Origin of the sequence: Corynebacterium sp. HMSC078H07 (assembly GCF_001812805.1) — a bacterium.
In the GTDB taxonomy this organism is placed as follows: domain Bacteria; phylum Actinomycetota; class Actinomycetes; order Mycobacteriales; family Mycobacteriaceae; genus Corynebacterium.
This window is the reverse complement of the sequence record NZ_KV810476.1, coordinates 32,815-56,589: the sequence shown is the minus strand read 5'-3', so window position 1 is coordinate 56,589 and position 23,775 is coordinate 32,815. Positions and strand designations below refer to the sequence as shown.

Here is a 23,775-nt window from a genome sequence, read left to right as displayed (position 1 = left end):
ATCTCGGACGTTTCATAGCCTACCGGCGAAAAATGACCCCCGCAACAGTTTTTAGAATTCCGGCTGGAGCTCACAGCGATAGGTAAGGTGGCCTACCGCTACTGGTAAGTTGTGGGAGGTGAAAGTCCACTCCGAGCGCGATGATGCGCGCGTTACCGACCTCGCCCTCAAGGCGGGACGCGGCGACCGCGCAGCTCTCACGGAGTTCATCAAATCCACCCAAGATGACGTGTGGCGCCTACTTGCTCACCTCGGCGGGGCGGATATCGCAGACGACCTCACCCAAGAGACCTACCTGCGCGTCATCAGCGCGCTTCCCCGCTTTGCCGCGCGTTCCTCCGCGCGCACATGGCTCCTGTCCCTCGCGCGCCGCGTGTGGGTGGATAATATTCGCCACGACATGGCCCGGCCCCGCAAGTCCGCCACCGAGTATGAAGATGCCGCAGCGCTCGCACCCGCCCCGGAGAACGCCAGCACGTGGAGCGAGTGGATCGACGCCCGCTCGCTTATCGACGCCCTCCCGGAGGACCGCCGCGAAGCCCTCATCCTTACCCAAGTGCTGGGCTATACCTATGAGGAGGCCGCTAAGATCGCCGGTGTGCGCGTAGGCACCATTCGCTCTAGGGTGGCCCGCGCTCGAAAAGACCTTATCGATCATCGCGGGTAATCGTTATTGACCCGTTATAATCCGCGGCGCTGAGCATGGGCACCTGCGCAGACATCGGTAACTTTTCAGGGCTGTCACACGCATCACACAGTGCGAACACCGTTTCAGCTGGCAAATACCTGTCGACCACGCCTAATGTTTCACGAGGCACACGTGACAAATCGATAGTCGAACCGGGCCCGCGAAGCTTTCCCAATTGCTCGCACCACACCTTGGGTCGTGATGGCATACCCCCGGCGCGTGTGAGATTGAGAGACCTCTTAACTTTATGTGGAAACGCGCAGTGGCCATTTCCATGGCCTTTATCGGCGTCGTCGTCGGCGCCGGCTTTGCATCCGGCCAGGAAGCGATGCAGTACTTTGTAGCCTTTGGCAACTGGGGCCTGTGGGGCGTTGTGCTTGCTGCCGCCCTCATGCTGATTACCGGTATTTCGATCCTGCAGCTGGGTTCCTACTTCCAGGCCGATGAACACACTGCCGTCTACGACAAGATCAGTGGCCCCATTATTTCCCGCGTTCTGGACTACGGCACTCTAGCAACGCTGTTCTCCATCGGCTTCGTCATGTTCGCCGGTGGCGGCTCCACCATTAGCCAGCAGTTCGAGGGCGTGCCGATTTGGGTCGGCGGCGCAGTGATGCTCGCACTGGTGCTCCTCGTCGGCCTGCTCGACGTGGACAAGGTAACCTCCGTCATCGGCGCGATTACGCCTTTCATTATTATCTTCGTCGTCCTCGCTACCGGCTACACCATCATCACTACGGACGTGGACTGGTCCTCGATCAATACCTACGCCGTGGACAACGTTGAAACCCCCATCCACAACTGGTGGCTCGCCGCGCTGAACTACACCGGCCTCAACGTGATGTGTGCAGTGTCCATGTCCATCGTTATTGGCGGCAATATTTTGGATAACCGCGCCGTGGGCATCGGCGGCTTCTTCGGCGGCATCATTTACTTGATCCTGCTGACCCTTCTCGTAGTCTCGCTGTACATGGTGGCACCTGAGGTCAACGGCCAGGACCTCCCGGTCCTCACGCTGATCAACAACGTGAACCCAGTCTTGGGTTACTTCATGACCTTCATCATCTACGGCATGGTCTTTAACACCGCGATCGGCATGTTCTATGCCATGGGTAAGCGCCTGACCCGTAAGAAGCCAAAGCTCTTCTACCCCGTCTACGCCGGCGCTTGTGTCGTGGGCTTCATCCTCTCCTTCATCGGCTTCAAGCAGCTGGTTTCCAGCGTCTACCCGATTCTGGGTTGGATTGGTCTGCTCATGATTGCCGTCATGGTCATCACCTGGATTACCCAGCGCGACAAGATCACCTCCGAGTCTGACCGTCGTGTGCGCGCCCGCACCTTGGTCAAGCGCCGCCTGGACCCGCGCGAGCACTTCACCAAGAAGAATGAGCGCGAGCTGCGCAAGCTTGCTGCAGCCTCCAATATGGAGACCGAGGAGTTCGTCGACACGGTTGCTGAGGAAATCCATGAAGAGCTTGAGGCAGACGATGAGATTGAATACGACCGCGAGGACCCGGAACCGTCCGTAACCTTCGTGGAGCACACCAAGCCTGAGGTTCCGAAGGACTAGCGCTTCTCGAATTAAGCAGACCGCTCAGCGAGCAGCTGCCCGACGCTGAAACAGGAAAAGTCCGCCGCCAGAGTGATATCTGGGGCGGACTTTTTCTCTGCGGGACACCGTGTGGCGCGTTGAAGCACCACACATGTCGTGCTACTCGCGCTAGACCAGCAGCTCCGCAATCTGAATGGTGTTAAGGGCTGCGCCCTTGCGGAGGTTATCGCCGGACACGACAAAGACAAGGCCCTTGTTGTCCGCGATGGTCTGGTCCTGGCGGATGCGGCCGACCAAGGACAGGTCGATGCCGGCGGCAGCGAGCGGCGTCGGAACGTCTACTACCTTGACGCCCGCGGCATTCGACAGCGCCTCGCGGGCCCGCTCCGGGGTAATCGACTGCTCAAACTCCGCATGCACCACCATGGTGTGGCCAGTAAAGACTGGGATACGCACGCAGGTGCCGGATACCTTGAGCTCTGGCAGGCCCAGAATCTTGCGGGACTCGTTACGCAGCTTCTGCTCCTCATCGGTCTCCTCCGTACCATCGTCCACGAGGTTGCCGGCCAGCGGCACCGCGTTGTAGGCAATCGGGGCAACGTAGGGGCCGAGCTCGTCCGGCTCAACCTCGAGAACGGAGCCATCGTGCGTCAGCTCCACGTTGCGATCACCAATGGACGCCACCTGCTTTACCAGCGTCTCCACGCCTGCCAGACCGGAACCAGATACCGCTTGGTAGGAGGCGACACGCAGGGTGGTGAGCCCGGCGACGTCGTGAAGCGCCTTGGTGACCGGCATAATCGCCATCGTGGTGCAATTGGGGTTCGCAATGATGCCCTTCGTCACCGCGTTCTTGTCCTGCGGGTTCACCTCAGAAACGATGAGGGGGACGTCTGGGTCCTTTCGCCACGCGGAGGAGTTATCCACCACGGTGGCACCCGCCTCAGCGAAGAGCGGTGCGTACTGCGTGGAGGTGGAACCGCCAGCGGAGAACAGCGCGATATCAATACCGGCGAGGCTTTCGACAGTCTGCTCTGCTAAGTCTTCCACTACGACCTTCTCCTCGCGGAAGGTGAGCTCTTGTCCTGCCGAGCGCGCAGAGGCGAAGAAGCGAACCGTGTCAGCCGGGAAGTTGCGCTCTTCCAGAATGGACCGCATCACGTGGCCAACCTGTCCGGTGGCGCCAACTACTGCAACAGTGGTCATGACCTTAACTCCTTAAACTCTAGCGTCCAGTACCAGCATAAACGGTGGCTTCTTCATCGCCACCAAGCTGGAACTTCTCGTGCAGGGCCACAGCGGCCTTCTCCAGGTCTGCCTCGCGCGTCAGCACGGAGATACGGATTTCGGACGTGGAAATGAGCTCCATGTTCACGCCTGCGTCACGCAGCGCCTCGGTAAAGTCCGCGGTCACACCTGGATGGGACTTCATGCCTGCGCCAACGAGGGAGACCTTGCCCACTTGGTCGTCGTACAGCACATTGGTCCAGTGGCCCTCCTCCTTGAGCTTAGCCAGCAGCTCCATCGCGCGCGGCCCATCGGCACGCGGGCAGGTAAAGGTGATATCGGTAGTACCAGACTCCAGGGAGGAGACGTTCTGCAGAACCATGTCGATGTTAATCTCCGCGTCCGCAATAACGCGGAAGACCTTGGCGGCCTCCCCCGGGCGGTCCGGGATACCGAGGACGGTAACCTTGGCCTCAGAGTTATCAGTAGCGATGCCGGTAAGTACTGCTTCTTCCACGGGGATATCCTCCATTGAACCGGCAATAAGTGTGCCGGGGTCGGTTGAATAAGACGAGCGAACTCGCAGGGGTACATTAAACGCGCGGGCGTATTCGACGCTGCGCAGAACCAAAATCTTGGAGCCTACTGCGGCCAGCTCCAGCATCTCCTCAAAGGAGAGCTTCTCTAGCTTCTGGGCATTAGGCACAATGCGGGGGTCGGCGGTGTAGACACCATCAACGTCCGAGTAAATCTCGCACACATCGGCCTTGAGTGCTGCGGCGAGAGCGACCGCGGTGGTATCTGAGCCACCGCGACCCAGGGTGGTGACGTCACGGGATTCTTTATTGACTCCCTGGAATCCAGCAACAATACAAATCTTGCCGTTATCGAGCGCTTCCGTAAGGCGGCCCGGGGTGACGTCGACGATCCGGGCATTACCGTGGCGCTCAGTGGTGAGCACGCCGGCTTGGGAGCCGGTGAAGGATTGAGCCTGCGCACCGAGAGACTCCACCGCCATAGCAACGAGCGCGTTAGAGATGCGCTCACCGGCAGTCAACAGCATGTCCATTTCGCGCTGCGGCGGAACAGGGTTGATCTGGGCGGCGAGGTCAAGGAGCTCATCGGTGGTGTCTCCCATGGCGGAGCACACGACGACCACGTCGTTGCCCTGCTTTTTCGTCGCCACAATTCGCTCCGCGACGGCGCGGATGCGCTCAGCGCTTTCGAGGGAGGATCCCCCGTATTTCTGTACGACTAGGGCCACTGACGGTCCCACCTTTCGTTTTCGCGAGGGCCAATACCTGTCCACCGCCCAATACCTATAGATCGGCAGTCAACTCTTTTTAGAGTACCGCTCTTCCGGCCCGACCGAAACACTGGGCACGCATTAATTCCAGGTAGGGTGGACTCGATGTTTTCTAACGTGGTTGCCGTTGCTTTTGCACTGGCCTCGGCACTGGTCATTGCCTGGGGCACAGTCATACGCCACCGTATCGTTTTGGACGCCAGCTCCACCAGCGTGATGCGCACCGCACTGCGAACCCCTCTCTGGTGGATAGGCACGGCCGCTGCCGTCATCGCCTACGCACTGCAGCTCCTTGCGCTTCACTTCGGCACGTTGCTCATCGTGCAGCCCATCCTCGTCCTTTCCCTCATGTTCACGCTGCCACTCGCGGCCTGGTATTCACGCCGCCGCATGCCCGCTCGTGAGGTTGTGTGGTGTGTGGCATTAACCATTGCTGTGGGCATTCTGGTTGTGTACGGCCGCCCCACTGCTGGCTTGACGACGCCCACGTGGTCCCAATGGTGGCCCGCCTTCGCCGTCGGCGCTCTAGCCCTAGCTGCACTGTTCGTGGCTGCCTTCAACCGCCCCGAAGAGTCAGCTCTGGCGCTAGGCACGGCCTGCGGCATTCTGTATGGCTATGTCGCACTTGTGGCGAAGGCCGTGGTGGACATCTTTGGCAACGAAGGTCCCGTGGCAGCGCTGGGGAGTTGGGAGCTCTATGCGCTGATCGGTCTCGCCGCCGGCGGTACGGTGATCCAGCAATATTCCTTCCACGCCGGCGCTTTGGCGCATTCCTTGCCGGCCATGACCATCATGGAACCAATCGTGGCCTTTGGCTTGGGCTATTGGGTGTTGGGCGAGAAGTTCCAGGTGGAATCCGCAGTGGGGTGGAGCGTTATGGGCGGATCACTCGTCATCATGATCGTCTCCACCATCGTGCTTTCCCGCCTCCCAGTGAACACGGGTACAACGAAGCGCACCGACCAAGCGCCGCGCTAAATGGCCCATTCAAAGACGACGATCATGTAGGCAGAGAACCACGCCGACCACAGCACCCATACTGCAATGCCAGACCAGGCGACGCGGGCAGGAAGCTTTTTGAACGCACGGATTACCCACGGCACAAACAGGAGCGCTGCCGGCAGAAGAAGTCGCGGGCGGGAGTGCAAAATTCCGTCTGAGAGCAACACGTTCGCCATGAGCGCTGCACTAAACCACCACGCCACCGGGTTAGCCTTGCCCCATGACGCCACAAGCAGCACCACAGCTCCGAGGATGACCAAGACGGTCAACAGGTAGCCCACATCGTTGTTCTTCGTCAGGGTGTCCCACACGAACGTCACGGTGGCGGCGCCACCATCAAAGGTCGAGTTCCAATACTTCGTCTGAATCCCGAAATAGCCCCCAACATCTGCCAGGTAACCTTTCGTCCATAGGAGATATCCCGGAAGTGGAAGTGCTGCAACACCAAGGCTCAGCCATGCCCGCCACTCCCGCCGGCCATATATCAGCACCCACAGACCAAACACCGCGAGGAAATCCACCGCAGTCAGGCGCGTAAACGACAGCGCGAAGCCCGCAGCACCAGCCCACCACCATGCGCGCTGATCTAGGGCCACCAACCCCCAGACCACGAGAGCACCGAAAAGCGCCTCGGTATACGGCATAGCGAACACAATGGACATCGGTGCGCTCGTCACCACAATCGCCGCGGCGAGCTGCCCGATGTGGCCTGCACCAAGTCGGCGCGCAAGCACCATAACGCCAGCGGCCATTACCGCAGTGAGTGCGGTGTTGAGAATCAGTGCGGCAAGCCCCAAGTTGAGCCCCGTCCAGCCCACCACGCGCAAGAGCATGGGAAAGCCGGGGAAGAAAGCCATCGTCTTTTCATACACTGGGCCGTCCGCGCTGATATCGGCGTCAAAATAGCCAACGCGTGCAATCTCGAGGTAATACTTGGCATCCCACGCCAAGAGTTGGTCCCACAGCTCACGGTCGTTCACCGAGCTCAAAAGACTCAGCATCCCAATGCGCACCGCTGCCCCTATAACGGCGATGGCAACGGCGCGCACAATGAACGTGCCGAGGGGCTGTGGGGAGGCGTCGTTTAGCGCGGCACCACCCGCAGGGGTGTCGGCAGTATCTGGAGACTTCGGCTCGGTTTTCTTTGAAAGCACGTGGGACATCTTAGCCACCCTCACATGTATCTCAGCATATGAAATTGCTTGCCACAGAATGGGAAGCGTTGTATTGTGGCTCACATGACTTTGCGGCACACCCTTCTCCTTAGTAGCCGCGGCGGGATTTAGGTTCGTGACTCCACGGCCAGCGCCCCGTCGCGGAGCGTAGTGATGCTGACACTGCAGCTGGCCGTCCCCACCACACAGCCACCACCTTTCAAGGAAGAGAACACCTTATGTCCCCCAACGATTCTTTCATCTCCGCTCCGCGTGACATCACTACCCCGAACGGCCCGCGCAACGACAACCAGCCAGCCTGGAATAAGCAGCGCGGCTCCTCCATGCCAGTAAACCGCTACCAGAGCTTTGCTCAGGAAGTAGAACCCGTCACACTGACCGACCGTACTTGGCCGGATAAGACGATCACCGTCGCTCCTCAGTGGTGCGCGGTGGATCTGCGTGACGGCAATCAGGCTCTCATCGATCCGATGAGCCCGGAACGCAAGCACCGCATGTTCGACCTGCTGGTCAAGATGGGCTACAAGGAAATTGAGGTGGGCTTCCCCTCCGCGTCCCAGACGGATTTCAACTTTGTGCGCGAAATCATCGAAGGCGACAAGATCCCCGATGACGTCACCATTCAGGTCCTGGTGCAGGCGCGTGAGCACCTCATCCGCCGAACCTTTGAGGCCTGCGAGGGCGCCAAGAACGTCATAGTTCACTTCTACAACTCGACGTCGAAGCTGCAGCGGCGCGTGGTCTTCCGCAAGGACCGCCCGGCCATCAAGAAGCTGGCAACGGATGCTGCAGAGCTCATCAAGTCCATTGCTCAGGATTACCCGGACACCAATTGGCGGTGGGAGTATTCGCCAGAGTCCTTTACTGGCACCGAGCTGGATTTTGCAGTCGAAGTCTGCAATGCGGTCGTCGACATTATGGAGGCAACCCCGGACAACCCCATGATCATCAACCTGCCGTCCACGGTGGAGATGATTAGCCCGAACGTCTACGCCGACCAGATCGAGTGGATGCACCGCAACTTTGCCAAGCGTGATTCCATCATCATGTCCCTGCACCCACACAATGACCGTGGCGAAGGTGTCGCTGCTGCGGAGCTGGGCTACATGGCCGGTGCGGACCGCATTGAGGGCTGCCTGTTTGGCAATGGTGAGCGCACCGGCAACGTCGACCTCATCACTTTGGGCCTGAACATGCTGACCCAGGGCGTAGATCCACAGATCGATTTCTCCGACCTGCCTAAGATTCGTGAGACGGTGGAATACTGCAACCAGCTGCGCGTCCCCGAGCGTCACCCCTACGGCGGCGAGTTGGTCTTCACGGCATTCTCCGGCTCCCACCAGGACGCCATCAACAAGGGCCTGGACGCCCTGGCCCAGGTTGTGCGCCCCGGCGCGAACAACACCGACGTGTCCTGGGAAGAACTGCGTGAGACCACCTGGGAGGTTCCGTACCTGCCCATCGACCCGAAGGATGTGGGCCGCGATTACCAGGCCGTTATCCGCGTGAACTCGCAATCCGGCAAGGGCGGCGTTGCCTACATCATGAAAACCGACCACGGCATCAACATGCCGCGCGCCATGCAGGCAGAGTTCTCCTCCGTTGTCCAGGCCGTCACTGACGCCGAAGGTGGCGAGGTCAACTCCAAGAACATGTGGGATATCTTTGCCGCCGAGTTCCTCGACCGCACTACCCCGCTGGAACTGGAATCCTTCCACGTTGATAACTCAACGACGGAATCGGAAGACGCCAAGGTGACTGCCTCGATTATCTACAACGGTGAGAAGCACGTCGTCTCCGGTAGCGGCAACGGCCCCATCGCCGCTTATGCCAATGCGCTGGAAAACGTTGGCATCGACTTTGAAGTCATTGACTACTCCCAGCAGTCCCGTACTGCCGGTGACGATGCTGAGGCTGCCTGCTACATCGCCGCAGAGGTCAACGGCACCCAGGTATGGGGCGCTGGCATCGCCGGCTCCACTACCCGTGCCTCCATCAACGCAATCACCTCAGCAATTAATCGCGCCGCCTAGTTCACCCTAAACCAGGCGCACGGTTGAGCCCACGTCCACAACCGCAACTAGTACACACCAATTTCAGCCAGCACCCCCAAAGCCCGTCACACTACCCCACATATCGCGGATTGCGTAACGGGCGTTTTGCCCTTACCACCTTCGCAATCCCCGCACCTAAGCGCATTGTATATACACCCAAACGAGAAAAACGCATGTACACCCGTCAACAATGCAAGATTTTTTGCTAGGTTACTGGGGGAAACATTATGCTGGACACACTAGCTTGTAGCCGCACAATGGGCACTGTAGTCTAAGCACATAGCACGATGGTGCTGCAAACTTTTTTACTATTCTTAAAAGTGAAACTCTCAGGCTAAAGCTCAGTTCGCTCTACCACGCCGATGTACTCTCTTACATCGGCCACGGTGATAGACCTGAGCCAGCCACAAAGGCGAACAATATGACGGTCACCAACTATGTGGTCCCCCACGAGGGCTTTGGTGATCCTCGCCGCCTTAGCGTCAACAACGTTGACCCGGACCTCTTTCTCAGCCTTCTGGATGAAGAAGACGATAATCAGCAGCTCACCGTGACTCTGTGTGGCCACTCCAGCTCCGGTTTCCGCGTTCGCCACGAAGACACTGTGGTGGGAATGATCTCCGCCGAGCAATCGAAAGAATATAGCGAGCTCGATTGGGTAATGAGCTCGGGCTTGAGCCCCCAAGTTACGGCAACGGTGGGCCTTAGCCAGGACGGCGACGACGAAACGACCCCTGTCTTCGAAGTCCTTCTCCCCGAACCAGGTTTGTGCGTTCCCGGCAATAACCCTCCGGCTGAACGCTGGGGACTGCTGGAGGGCGATACTGCCCTGCACATCACCGATTTCGATGCCGCACACGAGGCCCTTCCGGACCAGTCCGCTCACCTGCTCATACGTGTCGATAACAAGCGCGGCCTTGTCCATCGCCACATTGAACTCTCCTTAGATAACGTTCTCATCGCCACGATTCCCCGCGGGGAGGCTAAGTGGTTGGCCGATTCCATCGCCGCTGTTAACGACGACAGTCTTGTCGCCGTGTCGCGCGCGTACTACTCGGTGGAGGGTGACGCACCAACACTTACGATCTTCGCCGGCCACGATGCCCCCACGGGCATTCCCGCTTTGCGCACCGCGGGCATCATCGCGGCAGCTACCACCGCTGGTACTGCCGCGGCTCTGGTTCACTCTGAAGCGCACGGCGCAACGTCCCCCGCCCCGCTCATTGGCGCATCTGCGGCTTCGGATTCTGCTTCCATTTCACTCAGCTCCCTTGATGGTGCCCCACCGAAGGCAGGATTTGGCGCCAAGGTCGCTGGTGCCAGCACCGGATTAAAGCTCGCTTGCGCCGCCAGCGTTGCAGTCATCATTGGCGGCACCGCGAATTTTGCCGCTTCAGTAGTGTCACTCAGCTCTTCCAATGAACTCGTCACTGGCTCTGCCTTGGAGACCTACGAGGACCCGTTTATTAGCCCGCGTGCGGCCGGCGCACAGGACGCCGACGAAGCGGAAGCTACCAACGCTTCTGATGCCTCGGAGTCGCAAGAAAAATACGTCACCCAGGACATGAAGCAAGAACGCGTCTGGGATGCGCCTTCTCCCCTGTTTGACGACGAACCGGACGCTCTGGACGGCTCTAGCGATGCTGGCCCCGCCGCAGCGCTGGCTGACGAAGCCCCTAGTGAGAGCACTGCTACTTCTGGCCGCGCCGACAAAAACCATGAGGCCACTGCGTCACCCAATCAACTGCGACGCGGCGACGCAGCACCTACGCACCGTCCCTCGCCCAGCAACCGCACCCGCTCAACGTCGAATTTTGATTCTTCGCCGCTACGCCCAGCGGAACGCGACACTACCGCTCGTGGCGCGACACCGTCACGCCAGGTTAAGCCGAAACCGCGTCCCACAACTCCGATGGCCACCCCAACGACGCAGAACACAGTCACGCCGCCGCGAACTAAGCACCAGGCTGAGCCCACTCCTGCGAAGCCACCGGCGGAACGTCCGACCTATCTTCCGGACCCGCACCCCAGCTACGAGCCGCGCACACCACGACCCACCCCATCCGACCCTATCGGACAGGATCGTGCAGCCGTCGGCGAAGATAGCTCCCCTATTGGCCAGGATCGCTCCGCAACGGACTACGACCGTGCAGTAGCCGACCAGGAGCGCTCGCCCCGGATTGAAGACCTCATTATCGTTCCCTTCCTGCCGTTCCTTCCGCCTGAGCTATTGGAACCACTACCAGGCACCACGACCGACATCCCGCAAGAACCGACCCCTGAGTCGGAAACGGAAAGCGCGGCACCTCAAGAACCTACTGACCCCGCTCCCGTGACGGAGACAGAACCTTCCGCGACTTCCGAGGCAGAACTTGAACCGGAGGAAGAGCTTGAACCGGAGGCCGAGCTCGAACCAAAGGACGAACTCGCAGCAGAAGACGAGCCGAGCGTGGAACCAAGCGCGTCGCCGAGCGCAGAGCCAAGCGTGGAGCCACTCCCAGAACCGGAAGCGACCGACCCCACCGCGTCCCCTGAACAACAAGATGAATGGGATGAACGGGACGAACGAGAAGAGAACAAGCACAACTCGCACATCCCTCCGGGCCAGCTCAAGAAGATGGAGCGGGAAAACGGGCCAGCACCGGCGCTGCGCAATCGCTAAGAGTGTGCCCTTCCCTGGTTCCTCGGGGCGGGGTACTAAACTGTGAACAATGACGACGACACCCAGCCCCACCGAGCCCACAGCGCAACACAGCGCTGAGGCAGAAGCAGCTGTGACGTCGCCAAGCACAGGCGCCCCCAAGCCCGGCCCACGCCCCGCCACCACCGACACGTCCTCGTCCCCAAAGGACACCAGCGGGGCAAACAACTCCCAGAACACGCGGAATTCCAAACACACTGATTCCAAGCATGCTAGGGACACCGCGCGCGAGGAAGCCCTCGCGGCGTTCCCCTACGTGGCGCTCACCATCCAGACCACCGGCATTCATCCCTCGACGGGCCGCTTGCTCACCGTCGATGCGCTAACGCTGAATGACTCAGGAGACGTCGGCCAAGAATTTCACGCCGTCATCAACCCCGATGGTGACCCAGGCCCGCGTCACCTGCATGGCCTAAGCCCGGAGGAGATCAAGGCTGGCCAAGCCTTTTCCTCCTTGCTCAAGCCGCTGGACAGGCTCATCGATGGCCGCACACTCATCGTCCACGACACCACCTACACCTGGGGATTCATCGTGGCAGAGGCTCGCCGCGCCATGACCGCGGCTGCCCGCCAGAACCGCGCACGCAATCGGAACCGCAACAACAAAGGACGTCGCCGTCGCGTCAAGGTAGGCCACGTGCCGGCCCCGGTCAGCATTATCGATACGCTTGCCACCGCCCGCCGCCAGGGCGTGTGGGGCACCGACATTCGCCTCGCCGCCGTCGCCCGCGATACGGGCCTCGACGCACCTTCCCCCAAGGCCACCGTCGAGCGTGCCCAACGCACGGAAAAGGACACCTCCCGTGAGGCCACCCGCCTCCTCGTAGAGCTCTACCGCGCCCAGCGTGAAGGTACGCTGAGCACAGCCTCCCCGGAGGACCTGCGCGCAGACCGCTTCGGACTGCAGCGCTCTCATGTACGTGTCGATGCCGCCGAGGCTCCCCGCCAGCACCACAACCCCGGCCCATACGTTCCGGGCAAAGAGCTCATCCGCGGCATGGAAATCGTGGTTGCTCCAGAAATCACCGAGGACCCCGACACCATCATCGCGGCACTTACCCGTGAGGAGCTTAACTACTCTGAAAAGCTCACGCGGGAAACCTCCCTGGTGGTCTGCAATATCACCACGGATCTCGTGGGCAAGCCTATGCACGCTCACCGCAAGGACATCCCGCTGATGTCCGATACTGCTTTCCTCGCTGCGCTTGAGCGCATTGAGGACGCTCAGGGACCAGAAGAAACAGACAAGACCAGCGGCTCCAGCGCAGGTAACGGTGGGAATCACGGCAACCATGGCGGTGGCTCTGGCGGGCAGAACAACCGCAACCGCTCCTCCCACAACAAGAATCGCCGCCGCTCTCGCCGGAAATCCTCCCACCACGGTCAAGGCTCAAAGAACAACGCCAACCAGGGCCAGAACCACAAGAACACACAGGACGATTCCGGCAACAACGGATCCCCGAATAAGAACAACGCCAAGGGCGGCTCCAACAAGGGCAGTAACAACAACGGACGTCGGCGCCGGCGCCGCGGTGGACGCGGTCGGCGCGGCAACGGCAACCAGCACCAGCAGAACCAGCAAAACTCGGGACACAACCGCTCCCGCACCACAGATAACTAGCCTCCCCGACTACCCTGGGGAACATGAATTTTAACTTCCGAAACGCGCTGAGCTCGGCGCGTACCGCGGTGGCTACGACTGCCGCCTCGCTGGCCACCACCGCCTCGCGCGCCACTGGCCGCGGCGCCGGCGGAATGATTGGCGGCCTCATCGCAGGTGCCATCGACCCCACCATCATGCAGAACCTGGCCAAGAAGCGCCCGGCCGTCCTGGTGACCGGCACGAACGGTAAATCCACCACGACCCGCATGTTGGCAGCGGCCGTGCGCACTGAGCACAGCGTGGCGACCAACGACGGCGGCGACAACATGGACGCCGGCATTATCTCCGCGCTTCTTGCGGGAAAGGAAGCCTCCCACCTCGTCCTTGAGGTTGACGAACTCCATGTCCCTCACGTCGCCGATAACCTCGACCCCACCGCGCTGGTCTTGCTCAACCTCTCCCGCGACCAGCTGGACCGCGTGGGCGAAATCAACAAGATTGAGCGCGCCCTGCGCGGTGCGGTGGAGGCTCACCCGGACATGCTCGTCATCGCAAACTGCGATGACGTCCTCATGACCTCGGTGGCTTATGACGCGAAGAACGTCATCTGGGTCTCCGCCGGTGCTGGCTGGATGGGCGAGTCCGTGACCTGCCCGCGCACCGGTGGCCACATTGTGCGTGATGGCGAGGACTGGCACGCGGTCAAGCCGCTTGCCGACGGCCGCGCGTTCCGCCGCCCCACCCCCACCTGGGCCGTGACGGAGGAGGGTTTGGTGAGCCCGGGGGGTGTCGATAAGCTGCGCCTTTCCCTCCCCGGCCGTGCCAACCGTGGAAACGCCGCCCAAGCCGTCGCTGCTGCGGTGGAAGCCTTCGGCGTCGACCGCCAGAAGGCCATCGCCGCCGCTGAGGGCGTGGATGATGTGGCCGGGCGCTACTCCACCATCACGCTGGGCAAGCGCACGATTCGCCTGCTGTTGGCCAAGAACCCGGCCGGCTGGCAGGAGGCACTGTCCATGGTGGACCGCGACGCCGATGGCCTGGTCATCGCCACCAATGGCCACGTGGCCGACGGCATCGATATGTCCTGGCTGTGGGACGTGCGCTTTGAGGACTTCGAGGACATCCCGGTCAAAGCCTCCGGTGAGCGCGGGACGGACCTCGCGGTGCGCCTGGTCTATGCGGACATTTCGCATGAGCTTATCGACGACCCCCTCACCGCCATTCAGTCCTGCCCCGAAGGCCACATCGAGGTGCTGGCCAACTACACCGCCTTCCGCGACCTCAAGAAGGCACTCACCGCCGCAGTAAAGGAGCACTCCAATGACTAGCCTGCAGATAGGCCTCATCCTGCCGGACGTGCTGGGCACCTACGGCGATGATGGCAACGCACTCGTATTGCGCCAGCGCGCCCGCATGCGCGGCTACGAAGCAGAAATTGTGCCCATCAAGTTGGGTGAGCCGGTGCCGGATTCGCTCGACATCTACACCCTGGGCGGTGGTGAGGACACCGCGCAGATCCTCGCAGCTGAGCACCTCATTGCTGACGGCGGGCTTACCCGCGCGGCTGCTGCTGGCCGCCCCATCATGGCTATTTGTGCAGGTCTGCAGGTGCTAGGCGAATCTTTCCGGGCATCTGGCCGCGTCGTGGACGGCGTGGGGCTTCTCGACGCCACCACCGCCTCCCTGTCCGAGCGCGCCATCGGCGAAGTGGCCTCCGAGCCCACCAAGGCGGGCATCACCGCCGAGCTCACCGAGCCACTCACCGGTTTTGAGAACCACATGGGCGCGACGATCTTGGGCCCGGCCGCCCAGCCTTTGGGCACCCTAACTCGCGGCACCGGCAATGCTGACACCGCTGCCACCTACGACTTGTCCGACACTACTGCCCAGCGCGCCGCCGAGGGCGCCGTTCAGGGCAGCGTCATCGCCACCTACATGCACGGCCCAGTACTCGCCCGCAATCCACAGCTGGCAGATCTCCTGCTGGCCAAAGCCATGGGCGTTGCCCTCAGTGAGCTCGTACCGCTCGACATCCCCGCCATCGAGCGCCTGCGCACCGAGCGCTTCAACGCCTCCGAGCCGCCGCGCTCGCAGCGCTAAACCGTTAGGCGGCCGCTCAAAGCACGCGAAAGCGTCAGCTCATCAACGAACTCGAGGTCGCCTCCCAACGGCATACCTGAAGCCAATCGCGTGATCTTCAGCCCGGGGAAATCCCGGAGAAGGCGAACGAGATAAGCGGCAGTAGCCTCGCCCTCAGTGTTCGGGTCAGTAGCGAGGATGACCTCGGTGATTTCCGGGGTGTCGTCGTACAGCGGCTCTTCCGGAGTGGAATCCGCAAGCTCGCGGTCCGGCAGCACGCCGCCGAGGCGCTGCAGCAACTGCGAGATATTGAGGTCCTTCGGCCCCACATTCGCCAGCGGGTCCAGCGCACCGCCGAGCACGTGATAGCGACCCTCATACTCGCCAGTGCGCTCGATAACCTGAATGTCCTTCGGTTCTTCCACCACACAGATGGTGGAAGCATCGCGTTGTGAGTTGATACAGATGCGGCACACTTCTTCGCGGGAAATATTGCAGCAGATTCGGCAGAAGGTCACGCCATCGCGCACAGCGCCGAGGGCTTTCTGCAGCCGGTCGATGTCCTCCGGATCCTGATGCAGCACGTGGAAAGCGATGCGCTGTGCTGATTTCGGCCCGATTCCGGGCAGGCGCGAGAACTCATCAATGAGATCCTGCAGTGGTCCTTCAAACACGCGATGCTCCCCTTACTTCATAATCCCGAACCCAGAGTGGGCACGGGTACACAAAAGGCCGCCTTGCTCTCCCCACAAAGGAGAGCAACAACGGCCTTTTAGTGTATCGCGCGACTTACTGGTTGCCGCCGAAGACATCCTGGATGGACGGACCATCGTAGTTCTGCTGGGACTGGCCCATGCCCTGAGACAGCGGGCCGATCTTCTCCTGTGCAAGACGGCCGGCAGCAGCGTGAGCCTCCTTGAAGGCACCCACGATGAGGTCCTGCAGAGTCTCAATGTCTTCTGGGTCCACCACGGACTTATCAATGGTGATGTCCTGCAGCTCAGCGCCACCGGTCATGGTGACCTTCACCAGGCCATTACCTGCGGTGCCCTCCACGGTGGCGGCCAGGATTTCTTCCTGTGCCTTCTGCAGTTCAGCCTGGACACGGGCAGCCTGCGCCAGGATGTCGTTCATGTCGTTGGCCTGCTGCATCGGGTCGTTCTCAGTCATGCTAAAAGTCCTTTCACACGGTTATTTTCACTACGCGACAAGTGTACAGATGCCGCGCTATAGTCGCCGCGCCCCTAGCTCTTGTGCGAGAAGCTCCATGGCAACTTCCGTGGCGTTGCGATGATCCATCTCGCCGGCGTTTTGCGCGGCTTCCATCATGTCGCGTTCCTCGTCAGCGCGCGAGTACTCCGGCTGCGGTTCAGGAGCCTGCTGCGGAGCTTGCTGCGACGGCGTTTCAGGCCTGTGCCCTGCACTTTCCGGCGCTCCATCCGCTCCCGCCGGCGGCGCGTATTCCTCCGGTGGCGCCTCGTACTCACCCTCATCCGGACCTGGCTCCGGCGGCAACGGAACACCGTTTCCGAACTGCGGAACCTTGGCAAACTCCTCATCGCGTTGGGCTGCTACCTGACTCGCTTGAGCAATGCGTGTTCGCCATTGGCTGCCACGGGCCTCCCTCTTTGGGGGCACTGTCGCACCGCGCTGAGGTGTCTCCTGTCGCTGCGGTGTCGGCTCTTGCTGCCGCGGCGTCGGCTGGGTTTGCTCCGCCGTGTCAGACGACGACGGTTCCTGTCCCCCGATGCGGCGCGGTGCGCCCCACGTGTCAGTGGTGGCCGGCTGCTCACTCGCTTCCGCTTGGCCAGAATCAGAGGTTTCGGTGGAGCTAGGCGTCTCCGAACTCTCTGCCTCCTCTTCAGGCTCGGAAGCCTCACGCTGGGGTTGGTTGGGGTTCCACTGAGTACGCTGGACGGGTTTCTCCACAGTGAAGCCGTGGGCCTTGGGGTCAGTACCAATGACACACTCCACCTTGAGCTCGCGGTTGAGCTCCTCCTTGAGGACCGCGACGATGACCTCGTTGGTACCCGGCGAATTGATGCGCTCTGCCAGAGCACCCGTGGTGTGGCCAAGGACGAGGGTGTCGTCGCGCACGCCCAGGACGCGAGCTTCAGCAAGCATAATTTCCGCGACCTTGTTGCGGTGGCCAATGGTGGCACGCAGGTCAGACCAGCGAGAGCGGATGTCACTAGCTGGATCCTGCTGTGCGGTGTCCTGTTGCTGAGCTTGCTGCGGCTGCGTCTGCTGAGGCTGCACTGGCTCACGCTCGGGCTGCTGTACCGGTTGCTGCTCAGCACGCGGCTTCTCGGGGGTGGATTGAGCTGGTGCCTGGTGTGCTTGGTGCTCCTGTGCGGGACCTTGCTGTGGCTGCTGCTGTTCTTGCTGTGGCGGCGACTGCTCGCGCTGTGGCTGTTGCTGTTCCTGCTGCTGAGCGTTCTGCTTCGCTGCCTGGCGGCTGCGGCGCTGCGCAATGATGGCGGCAGCAGCGGCGGCGGGGTCCTGGGCACTGGATACTGCAGACTGCGGGCGCTGGGTCGCTGCAGCGCCCGGGCCTTGGCCCTGAGCTCCGGACTGGCCACCAGTAGCGGGGGCACCGGAGGATGCGCCCAAAGCTGGTTGCGTGGCTGCAGGAACCTGACCGGCAGCGGCGGCGGGTGCTGTGCCCACGATGAGGTGGGCACAGAGAATCTCCAGAAGCAAGCGCGGAGAGGTAGCTCCGCGCAGTGAGGACACGCGTTCATTAACGGTCTCTGCCAAGTAGGCCAACTGCGGGCCGGAGAAACGTTGCGCTTGGGCAGTGAGGATCTCCCCGCGGTCGGTCGGCGCGGACACGAGCCCCTCCTCCAAGGCGGAAGGCACGGCCTGGATGATCATGAGGTCACGCAGGCGATCGAGCAGGTCAATGGCGAAGCGGCGCGGCTCGTGGCCGGCTTCAATGACATCATCGACCAACCTGAACAACCCGGCCTTGTCCTGGTTGGCCAAGGCTTCCACGGTGTTATCGAGCAAGCCAAGGTCCGTCACGCCGAGTAGCGGACGTGCGACGTCGTAGGTCAGGCCATCGGGGCCCGCACCCGCAAGGAGCTGATCCAAAATGGACAAGGTATCACGCGGAGAACCGCCACCAGCCTGGATCACCATAGGGTAGACGGTGTCATCCACGTGGACATTTTCTGAAGCTACGGTACGTTCCAACAGGCCCTTCATAGCCGGCGGAGTCAGCAGGCGGAAAGGATAGTGGTGGGTACGCGAACGGATGGTGCCGATAATCTTTTCCGGCTCCGTCGTGGCGAAGATGAAGATAACATGCTCCGGCGGTTCCTCAACCACCTTCAGCAAGGCATTGGCGCCGGAGGCGGAAATCATGTGCGCCTCATCGATGATGAAGATGCGATAGCGCGATTCGGCTGGTGCATAGTAGGCGCGATCGCGCAGTTCACGCATATCCTCCACACCATTGTGGGAGGCCGCGTCAAGCTCTGTCACGTCCAGGTTGCCGGGGCCGCCAGGGGCTAGGGAAACACAGGAATCGCACACGCCACACGGAGTGGATGTGGGGCCCTGCTCGCAGTTGAGTGAACGGGCCATGATGCGCGCCGACGAGGTCTTTCCGCAGCCACGCGGGCCGGAAAAGAGGTACGCATGGTTAATGCGCCCCGCGTCGAGGGCGGCGGACAACGGCGTGGTGACCTGCTCTTGGCCTACCACTTCCGCGAACGTTGCTGGACGATATTTCCGGTAAAGAGCCACGGTTAGTCAGTCTAGCGCCTTGCCCGGACACGCGGATCACGCATGGAAGACCCACGAGTGGAGGCGATGATTCAGCTCTCTGAGCGCTTCCAGTCCAACAGATCGATGCCCTGCTCCGCCACTGCATGCTGCAGGGCCGGTACACCTTCATCAACCGCGAAGGCATATTCGGCATCAGTCAGCATGAGCAGCTGACACACCAACGTCAGGCGCTTGTCCTCCGCGACTTGTGGGGTCTGCCCGCCCCACAGGTAAGGAGCGATGAGCATGCCGTGGCGCACAGACAGGTGCGCGAAGCGCTCATCGTTCTCACCAAAGAGATTCGGTAACAGGAGGCCCGGCTGCGCCGGCAGCACACCGGCGGCTTTTGTCAGGAGGCTGGACGCGGCACTCACGGCGGCAGCCACCTCCGCTTGGCCGATGCGAGCAACTGCGAGAAGCTCACAGCGCACATCGATACCCTGCTCCGCGTGGGCCAACCCCGTATCCACGTCGGCGAAGTCGCAGGTGACGGCGAGCGATTGATCGTCGTCAAGCACGGCTAAGCCCACACGGTGTCCCTCAATGTTTTTGAATTCGAGGTCAACCGGAATGACGTCATCGAGCCAATAGGCCGTCTCGTCAGCGTTGATGGCCTTATGCCCCCAGCTTCTCCACGGCAGCAAGCAGGACACAGGTAGCCACGCCATCCATCGCGGCCTCTACCTCTTCCTGCGGCGGCAGGGACGGGGCAAGGCGGATGTTGTGGTCCTTGGCATCCTCACCATAGGGGAAGGCGGAGCCTGCCTGGGTCAGGAGAATGCCGGCGTCACGGGCCAGCTCCCACACGCGGGTCGCGGTGCCCTCCATCACGTTGAGGGAGATGAAGTAGCCGCCCTTGGGGTGGGTCCAGTCTGCGATCTCATGGTGGGTGAGGTTCTTATCCAGGATGCGCAGTACGGACTCAAACTTCGGTGCCAACAGTGCAGCGTGACGGCGCATCACCGCACGCACGCCCTCGGCGGAGCCAAAGTACTCGTAGTGCGCCAGCTGGTTGATCTTGTTCGGGCCAATGCCGCGAATACCTGCGTGCTCGAGGTACCACTCAAGGTTGTCCTCGGAGGAGCCGAAGAAGCTCACGCCAGAACCGGCGAAGGTGATCTTCGACGAAGAGGACATGGCCCAGAAGCGGTCCGGGTTTCCTTCCTGCTCCGCAATCTCCAGAATCGGCAGAACCTCTGGGAAGTCCTCGGTGAGAGTGTGCACGGCGTAGGCGTTGTCCCACACGATGCGGAAGTCTGATGCACCCGTCTCCATCGCAGCGAGGCGGCGGGTCTTTTCCTCGGAGATAACAGCACCCGTTGGGTTGGAGAACATCGGAACAACCCACATGCCCTTGACCTGTGGGTCCTTCGCCAGCTCTTCAACGGCGTCAATATCCGGGCCGTCCTCCTCCATCGGCACCGACAGAAGCTCAAAACCAAAGGACTCCGTAATGGTGAAATGGCGGTCATACCCCGGAGTCGGGCAGATCCACTTGATGGTCTCTTCCTTGCTCCACGGCTGCTCAGAGCTGTTGTTGCCAAACGTGTAGGACAGGTGGATCAGGTCATACATGATGTTGAGCGAGGAAGAATCCGCAGCAACAAGCAGTTCCGGATCCATATTGGTGAGCTCACCCCAGAGGTCACGCAGCTCCTTGATGCCCTTCTGGTTGCCGTAGTTGCGCAGGTCATTGCCAGCAGCGTCGGTGTAGTGGCCACGACCTGGCAGCACCAGCAAATCGTTGGACAGGTCCAGCTGTGCCTTGGACGGCTTACCGCGGGTCAAATCGAGGTTGAGACCCTCGGCCTTGAGTGCCTCGTAATCCTTGCGTACTTCAGCAGCAAGCTCCTTGAGCTCGGATGCGTCGAGATTGGAAAGCGACATCCCTCTTCCTTCCGGGACATGTGGCGGACAGATGGCACCTATAGTAACTGCCGCACGCTTCCCCCGTGTGCAAGGCCACATAAAAAAGGGGACCCCGCGCACCCGCCAGAGCCTCCTGACCCTTGCTGCATTCCTGCCCTGGGGGAGTTCAGAGGATGGACGCCACGCGGAATCCTGCGCTCTAGCCTAGCGTGCCGTGCTTGCCGACGCCAAACCGCACCCTCGCCTCCCAGCTCCCACTCTGACTCCCAGCCTGGCTTCCCCCTCTACCGTCTCTCATTCCCAAGTTCTTCGCTCTGACCTGGCGATTTTGCTTCATTAGGGGGCTCATGTAATGTTTTCCAGCGGAGGATTCGACTAGCGGCCTATGTCACACGCCTGGAACGCGTGCGGGAGTCACATCCCTCAGGGGTTCAAATCCCCTATCCTCCGCCACTGGGAAGTCCCGGTTCACCAGCATCGCGCTGTGAACCGGGATTTCTCGCATTCTGCGTCTCTCACTTGCGCCCGTAGTCGGTGTTGACCGCCCGTCAATCCGGGCCTGGCCGGTTCGAGGGCGGGCGAGGCTTGAGCCTTTTGGGCAAAGGAACCAAAGTAAAGGCACCATTTGCGGGGCCTAGGCCGGAAAACCCCAGGTGATTGCATGCGGAGCTTTGCATAAGGTGCCAGTGCTTTGGTTCCTTTGCGGCTGGGCACTCGAGCTGGGCGCCTTCACCGAACGCCCACAGTCGCACACTCCTAATCGAACTTGGGGGCCTCGACACCGTCTTCCTTGAGCCACTCCACGTGCGGCGGGGTGTTCATTCCCCACTCTGTGCGGGCAAGCAGAAAAGCCTCTTCCACCTCGTCCTCGTCAAAGCCGCCATCGCGGAGATACTGGCGGAAGCCGTGGGGACCAGGTTCTTTGATCCACAGCCAGACGTAGTCTTCCAGCGTGTGGTCGCCCAAGATGTCTTCCATACCTTCTGGCAACAACTCACGCTCGGCGCGCACGCGTTTCTCCAAGTCAGCGTCGAAGAAGTCGTAGAGGTAATCCAGGCCGTCTTCCAGCTGGGCGTACTCATAGGCATCCATTGATTCGCTCCTCTCGCCACCATTCTGAGTCACGGATCAGCACTCCCCTCAACTGTGTTTCTTTGCGCCGAGGGACATTCGGTCGACGTCGGCAAGCACTTCGTCCACAATCATGGGGTTGAATTCCCTATCGCGGCGCAGGCGCAGCAACTCTTGCTGGGCGCCGGCGAGTGCGGTCCTCCGTGCCGCGAGGGCCACCTCGCGGGCTTCAATAGCCATGCGCAGACGAGTTGTAGCGTCCTCACCGTCCTCATCCTCACCGAGGCGGTCCTCAAACCATTGAGCAATGTTCGCCGCAGTGTCGGGGTCCAGTTCCTCATACTTCGTGCGCATCGCCGCGATGCCGGCTTTACGCGCACGGGAGGTAATGGTGGCGCGCATTTTGTCCGTGGCTGCCTGCGAATATGTGGTGAGGTCGAGCTGACGCATGAGCCACGGCAGCAGCAGGCCGGGAATCACCATGGTCATGAGCAGCACCACGAGGGCAATAACGGTCAACTCGTTGTAGAAACTCAAGCCACTCGGAACGGACAGAACCAGCGCAAGAGTTACCAAACCGCGCATGCCGGACCACGTCATAAGCAGCACTTCTTGCAGGCGGAGTGGCGCCAATCGTGGCTTCCCGCGGCGCTTGTTAATGCGATAGAAGGCATACATCCACACCAAACGCACGAGAAAGGCGACAAAGGACAGGATGACGCCGACGATGACCGCATGCCAGAGATCCGCGCCCACGGCGTCAATGGCACTGAACACAGTCAAACCAATGAGGCCAAAGGCCACACCCGTGAAAAGAAGCTCGACGGTCTCCCAGAATGACTGGCCGGAGAGGCGATCTTCGGCTTGAATCGGCGCGCGGGAATGCAGTTCTACCGCGGCAATCACCACAGCAATAACACCGGAGGCACCGAGTTCCTCCGCAGCGATATACACGGCAAAAGGAATCACCCACGTCAACGCGTTACGAGCAACAACCTCATGAACCGCGCCGACAAACCACGAAGACACCCTGCCCACCAAGAGGCCAAGGATGGCGGCTACCGCCGCGGAATAGAGGAAACGAGTCACCGCTTCCCCGGCATGCATCTCACCCGAGCTCTTCACGGCTTCCAAGGCAAGATGGAAGGCCACGATGGAAGCAGCATCATTGAACAGGCCTTCAATCTGCAGCACGGAAATGATACGCCGCGGAATACCGGCAGGTTCTGCCACTGCCTCCACAGCCACCGGGTCTGGCGGGGCAATCGCAGCGCCGATGAGGATGGCTGCAGCCAGTCCCAAGCCTGGCATGAAAGCACGAGCAGTAAACCCCACCGCTAGGGTCGTGGCCACCACGAGCAGCACGGACAGTGCCAGAATGGTCATCCACTGTTCACGAATGACGCCCCACGATGTTCTCCTTGCCAGCGCCCACAACAATGGCGGCAAGAAGATGGGAAGAATGAGGTCAGCGGGCACGGAGAATTCAAATGTGCCATTCGAGAATGTGGCGTACACCGAGACCGCCACCGCCGTAAGGATAGTCAGAAGCGCCGGCCAGGGAAGTCCTATTTTGTCCCCCACCGCCATAACAATGACGGTCAACAGCATCAGGCCAATGAGAATGAACAAAACTTCCATACTGTGCTTCTTTCCCCGTTTAGAATTTTTCAG

Annotated in this window: 18 protein-coding genes, 1 tRNA gene and 1 other RNA gene; 9 read left to right on the top strand and 11 right to left on the bottom strand. The window is 61.0% G+C overall.

All coding sequences use genetic code 11. From position 1 onward, the window contains the following. Positions 1–118 precede the first annotated feature (118 nt). Positions 119–667 carry an RNA polymerase sigma factor gene (locus tag HMPREF2875_RS06700; protein ID WP_070671468.1) on the top strand — a complete coding sequence of 183 codons (549 nt, stop codon included), beginning with the start codon at positions 119–121 and terminating at the stop codon, positions 665–667. A gap of 268 nt (positions 668–935) precedes the next feature. Beyond that, positions 936–2,258, top strand: a complete 1,323-nt coding sequence (locus HMPREF2875_RS06695; RefSeq protein WP_070671466.1) for a YkvI family membrane protein — start codon at positions 936–938, stop codon at positions 2,256–2,258. 150 nt (positions 2,259–2,408) lie between these two features. Here the strand turns inward: HMPREF2875_RS06695 and HMPREF2875_RS06690 are convergent, their stop codons facing one another. Further along, positions 2,409–3,446, bottom strand: a complete 1,038-nt coding sequence (locus tag HMPREF2875_RS06690; RefSeq protein WP_070671464.1) for an aspartate-semialdehyde dehydrogenase — start codon at positions 3,444–3,446, stop codon at positions 2,409–2,411. A gap of 19 nt (positions 3,447–3,465) precedes the next feature. Beyond that, positions 3,466–4,731 carry an aspartate kinase gene (locus HMPREF2875_RS06685; protein ID WP_070671462.1) on the bottom strand — a complete coding sequence of 422 codons (1,266 nt, stop codon included), beginning with the start codon at positions 4,729–4,731 and terminating at the stop codon, positions 3,466–3,468. A gap of 147 nt (positions 4,732–4,878) precedes the next feature. Between HMPREF2875_RS06685 and HMPREF2875_RS06680 the strand changes: the two genes are divergently transcribed. Continuing rightward, on the top strand, positions 4,879–5,751 hold the full coding sequence (locus tag HMPREF2875_RS06680) for a DMT family transporter (protein ID WP_070671460.1): 873 nt from the start codon (positions 4,879–4,881) through the stop codon (positions 5,749–5,751). Here HMPREF2875_RS06680 and HMPREF2875_RS06675 read toward each other — a convergent pair. Continuing rightward, positions 5,748–6,929 carry a mannosyltransferase family protein gene (locus tag HMPREF2875_RS06675; protein ID WP_246817052.1) on the bottom strand — a complete coding sequence of 394 codons (1,182 nt, stop codon included), beginning with the start codon at positions 6,927–6,929 and terminating at the stop codon, positions 5,748–5,750. The genes HMPREF2875_RS06680 and HMPREF2875_RS06675 overlap by 4 nt on opposite strands. Positions 6,930–7,168: 239 nt before the next feature. Between HMPREF2875_RS06675 and leuA the strand changes: the two genes are divergently transcribed. The 5 genes from leuA (at position 7,169) to HMPREF2875_RS06650 (ending at position 15,408) form a co-directional block, all read left to right on the top strand. Then, entirely contained in the window at positions 7,169–8,983 is a 1,815-nt protein-coding gene (leuA, locus tag HMPREF2875_RS06670; protein ID WP_070671455.1) for a 2-isopropylmalate synthase, read from the top strand. Positions 8,984–9,425: 442 nt separating this feature from the next. After that, positions 9,426–11,666 (top strand): hypothetical protein, encoded by a 2,241-nt coding sequence (locus HMPREF2875_RS06665; protein ID WP_070671453.1) that lies wholly within the window; start codon positions 9,426–9,428, stop codon positions 11,664–11,666. Positions 11,667–11,715: 49 nt separating this feature from the next. Further along, positions 11,716–13,326 (top strand): DNA polymerase III subunit epsilon, encoded by a 1,611-nt coding sequence (locus HMPREF2875_RS06660; protein ID WP_070671451.1) that lies wholly within the window; start codon positions 11,716–11,718, stop codon positions 13,324–13,326. Positions 13,327–13,349: 23 nt separating this feature from the next. Beyond that, positions 13,350–14,636 (top strand): Mur ligase family protein, encoded by a 1,287-nt coding sequence (locus HMPREF2875_RS06655; protein ID WP_070671450.1) that lies wholly within the window; start codon positions 13,350–13,352, stop codon positions 14,634–14,636. Next, positions 14,629–15,408 (top strand): type 1 glutamine amidotransferase, encoded by a 780-nt coding sequence (locus HMPREF2875_RS06650; protein ID WP_070671448.1) that lies wholly within the window; start codon positions 14,629–14,631, stop codon positions 15,406–15,408. The genes HMPREF2875_RS06655 and HMPREF2875_RS06650 overlap by 8 nt, the downstream gene beginning before the upstream one ends. On the opposite strand, the gene recR is transcribed toward HMPREF2875_RS06650, so the two are convergent. The 6 genes from recR to ffs form a co-directional block, all read right to left on the bottom strand. Next, positions 15,405–16,061: a recombination mediator RecR gene (gene recR, locus HMPREF2875_RS06645; RefSeq protein WP_039673215.1), complete on the bottom strand. Its 657-nt coding sequence runs from the start codon at positions 16,059–16,061 to the stop codon at positions 15,405–15,407. The two genes, HMPREF2875_RS06650 and recR, sit on opposite strands and share 4 nt — an antisense overlap. Before the next feature lie 115 nt (positions 16,062–16,176). Next, the gene (locus HMPREF2875_RS06640; protein WP_039673213.1) at positions 16,177–16,557 is read right to left on the bottom strand and encodes a YbaB/EbfC family nucleoid-associated protein; all 381 of its coding nucleotides are present in this window, start codon (positions 16,555–16,557) and stop codon (positions 16,177–16,179) included. Between the two features lie 57 nt (positions 16,558–16,614). Further along, positions 16,615–19,140, bottom strand: a complete 2,526-nt coding sequence (locus HMPREF2875_RS06635) for a DNA polymerase III subunit gamma and tau (protein ID WP_070671447.1) — start codon at positions 19,138–19,140, stop codon at positions 16,615–16,617. A 71-nt stretch (positions 19,141–19,211) separates the two neighbouring features. Next, the gene (locus HMPREF2875_RS06630; RefSeq protein ID WP_141754590.1) at positions 19,212–19,829 is read right to left on the bottom strand and encodes a suppressor of fused domain protein; all 618 of its coding nucleotides are present in this window, start codon (positions 19,827–19,829) and stop codon (positions 19,212–19,214) included. Beyond that, positions 19,777–21,048, bottom strand: a complete 1,272-nt coding sequence (locus HMPREF2875_RS06625) for an aspartate aminotransferase type Ic (RefSeq protein ID WP_070671446.1) — start codon at positions 21,046–21,048, stop codon at positions 19,777–19,779. Before HMPREF2875_RS06625 ends, HMPREF2875_RS06630 begins: the two co-directional genes overlap by 53 nt. An 80-nt stretch (positions 21,049–21,128) precedes the next feature. Beyond that, positions 21,129–21,227, bottom strand: an RNA gene (ffs, locus tag HMPREF2875_RS06620) — signal recognition particle sRNA small type. A gap of 167 nt (positions 21,228–21,394) precedes the next feature. On the opposite strand from ffs, the gene HMPREF2875_RS06615 reads away from it, so the two are divergent. After that, positions 21,395–21,483 (top strand) — tRNA-Ser (locus HMPREF2875_RS06615). A 303-nt stretch (positions 21,484–21,786) separates the two neighbouring features. Here HMPREF2875_RS06615 and HMPREF2875_RS06610 read toward each other — a convergent pair. Together HMPREF2875_RS06610 and HMPREF2875_RS06605 are read right to left on the bottom strand one after the other, a co-directional pair. Beyond that, the gene (locus tag HMPREF2875_RS06610; protein ID WP_070671444.1) at positions 21,787–22,122 is read right to left on the bottom strand and encodes a hypothetical protein; all 336 of its coding nucleotides are present in this window, start codon (positions 22,120–22,122) and stop codon (positions 21,787–21,789) included. Between the two features lie 48 nt (positions 22,123–22,170). After that, a complete protein-coding gene (locus HMPREF2875_RS06605) occupies positions 22,171–23,742 on the bottom strand; it encodes a cation:proton antiporter (protein ID WP_070671442.1) in 1,572 nt (523 codons plus the stop codon). Positions 23,743–23,775: the final 33 nt, after the last annotated feature.

Coding starts and splice junctions, on each gene's coding strand:
- HMPREF2875_RS06695 (WP_070671466.1), top strand. CDS start 936: ATGTGGAAACGCGCAGTGGCCATTTCCATGGCCTTTATCGGCGTCGTC.
- HMPREF2875_RS06690 (WP_070671464.1), bottom strand. CDS start 3,446: ATGACCACTGTTGCAGTAGTTGGCGCCACCGGACAGGTTGGCCACGTG.
- HMPREF2875_RS06680 (WP_070671460.1), top strand. CDS start 4,879: ATGTTTTCTAACGTGGTTGCCGTTGCTTTTGCACTGGCCTCGGCACTG.
- leuA (WP_070671455.1), top strand. CDS start 7,169: ATGTCCCCCAACGATTCTTTCATCTCCGCTCCGCGTGACATCACTACC.
- HMPREF2875_RS06665 (WP_070671453.1), top strand. CDS start 9,426: ATGACGGTCACCAACTATGTGGTCCCCCACGAGGGCTTTGGTGATCCT.
- HMPREF2875_RS06660 (WP_070671451.1), top strand. CDS start 11,716: ATGACGACGACACCCAGCCCCACCGAGCCCACAGCGCAACACAGCGCT.
- HMPREF2875_RS06655 (WP_070671450.1), top strand. CDS start 13,350: ATGAATTTTAACTTCCGAAACGCGCTGAGCTCGGCGCGTACCGCGGTG.
- HMPREF2875_RS06650 (WP_070671448.1), top strand. CDS start 14,629: ATGACTAGCCTGCAGATAGGCCTCATCCTGCCGGACGTGCTGGGCACC.
- HMPREF2875_RS06640 (WP_039673213.1), bottom strand. CDS start 16,557: ATGACTGAGAACGACCCGATGCAGCAGGCCAACGACATGAACGACATC.
- HMPREF2875_RS06630 (WP_141754590.1), bottom strand. CDS start 19,829: ATGGCGTGGCTACCTGTGTCCTGCTTGCTGCCGTGGAGAAGCTGGGGG.
- HMPREF2875_RS06625 (WP_070671446.1), bottom strand. CDS start 21,048: ATGTCGCTTTCCAATCTCGACGCATCCGAGCTCAAGGAGCTTGCTGCT.
- HMPREF2875_RS06610 (WP_070671444.1), bottom strand. CDS start 22,122: ATGGATGCCTATGAGTACGCCCAGCTGGAAGACGGCCTGGATTACCTC.
- HMPREF2875_RS06605 (WP_070671442.1), bottom strand. CDS start 23,742: ATGGAAGTTTTGTTCATTCTCATTGGCCTGATGCTGTTGACCGTCATT.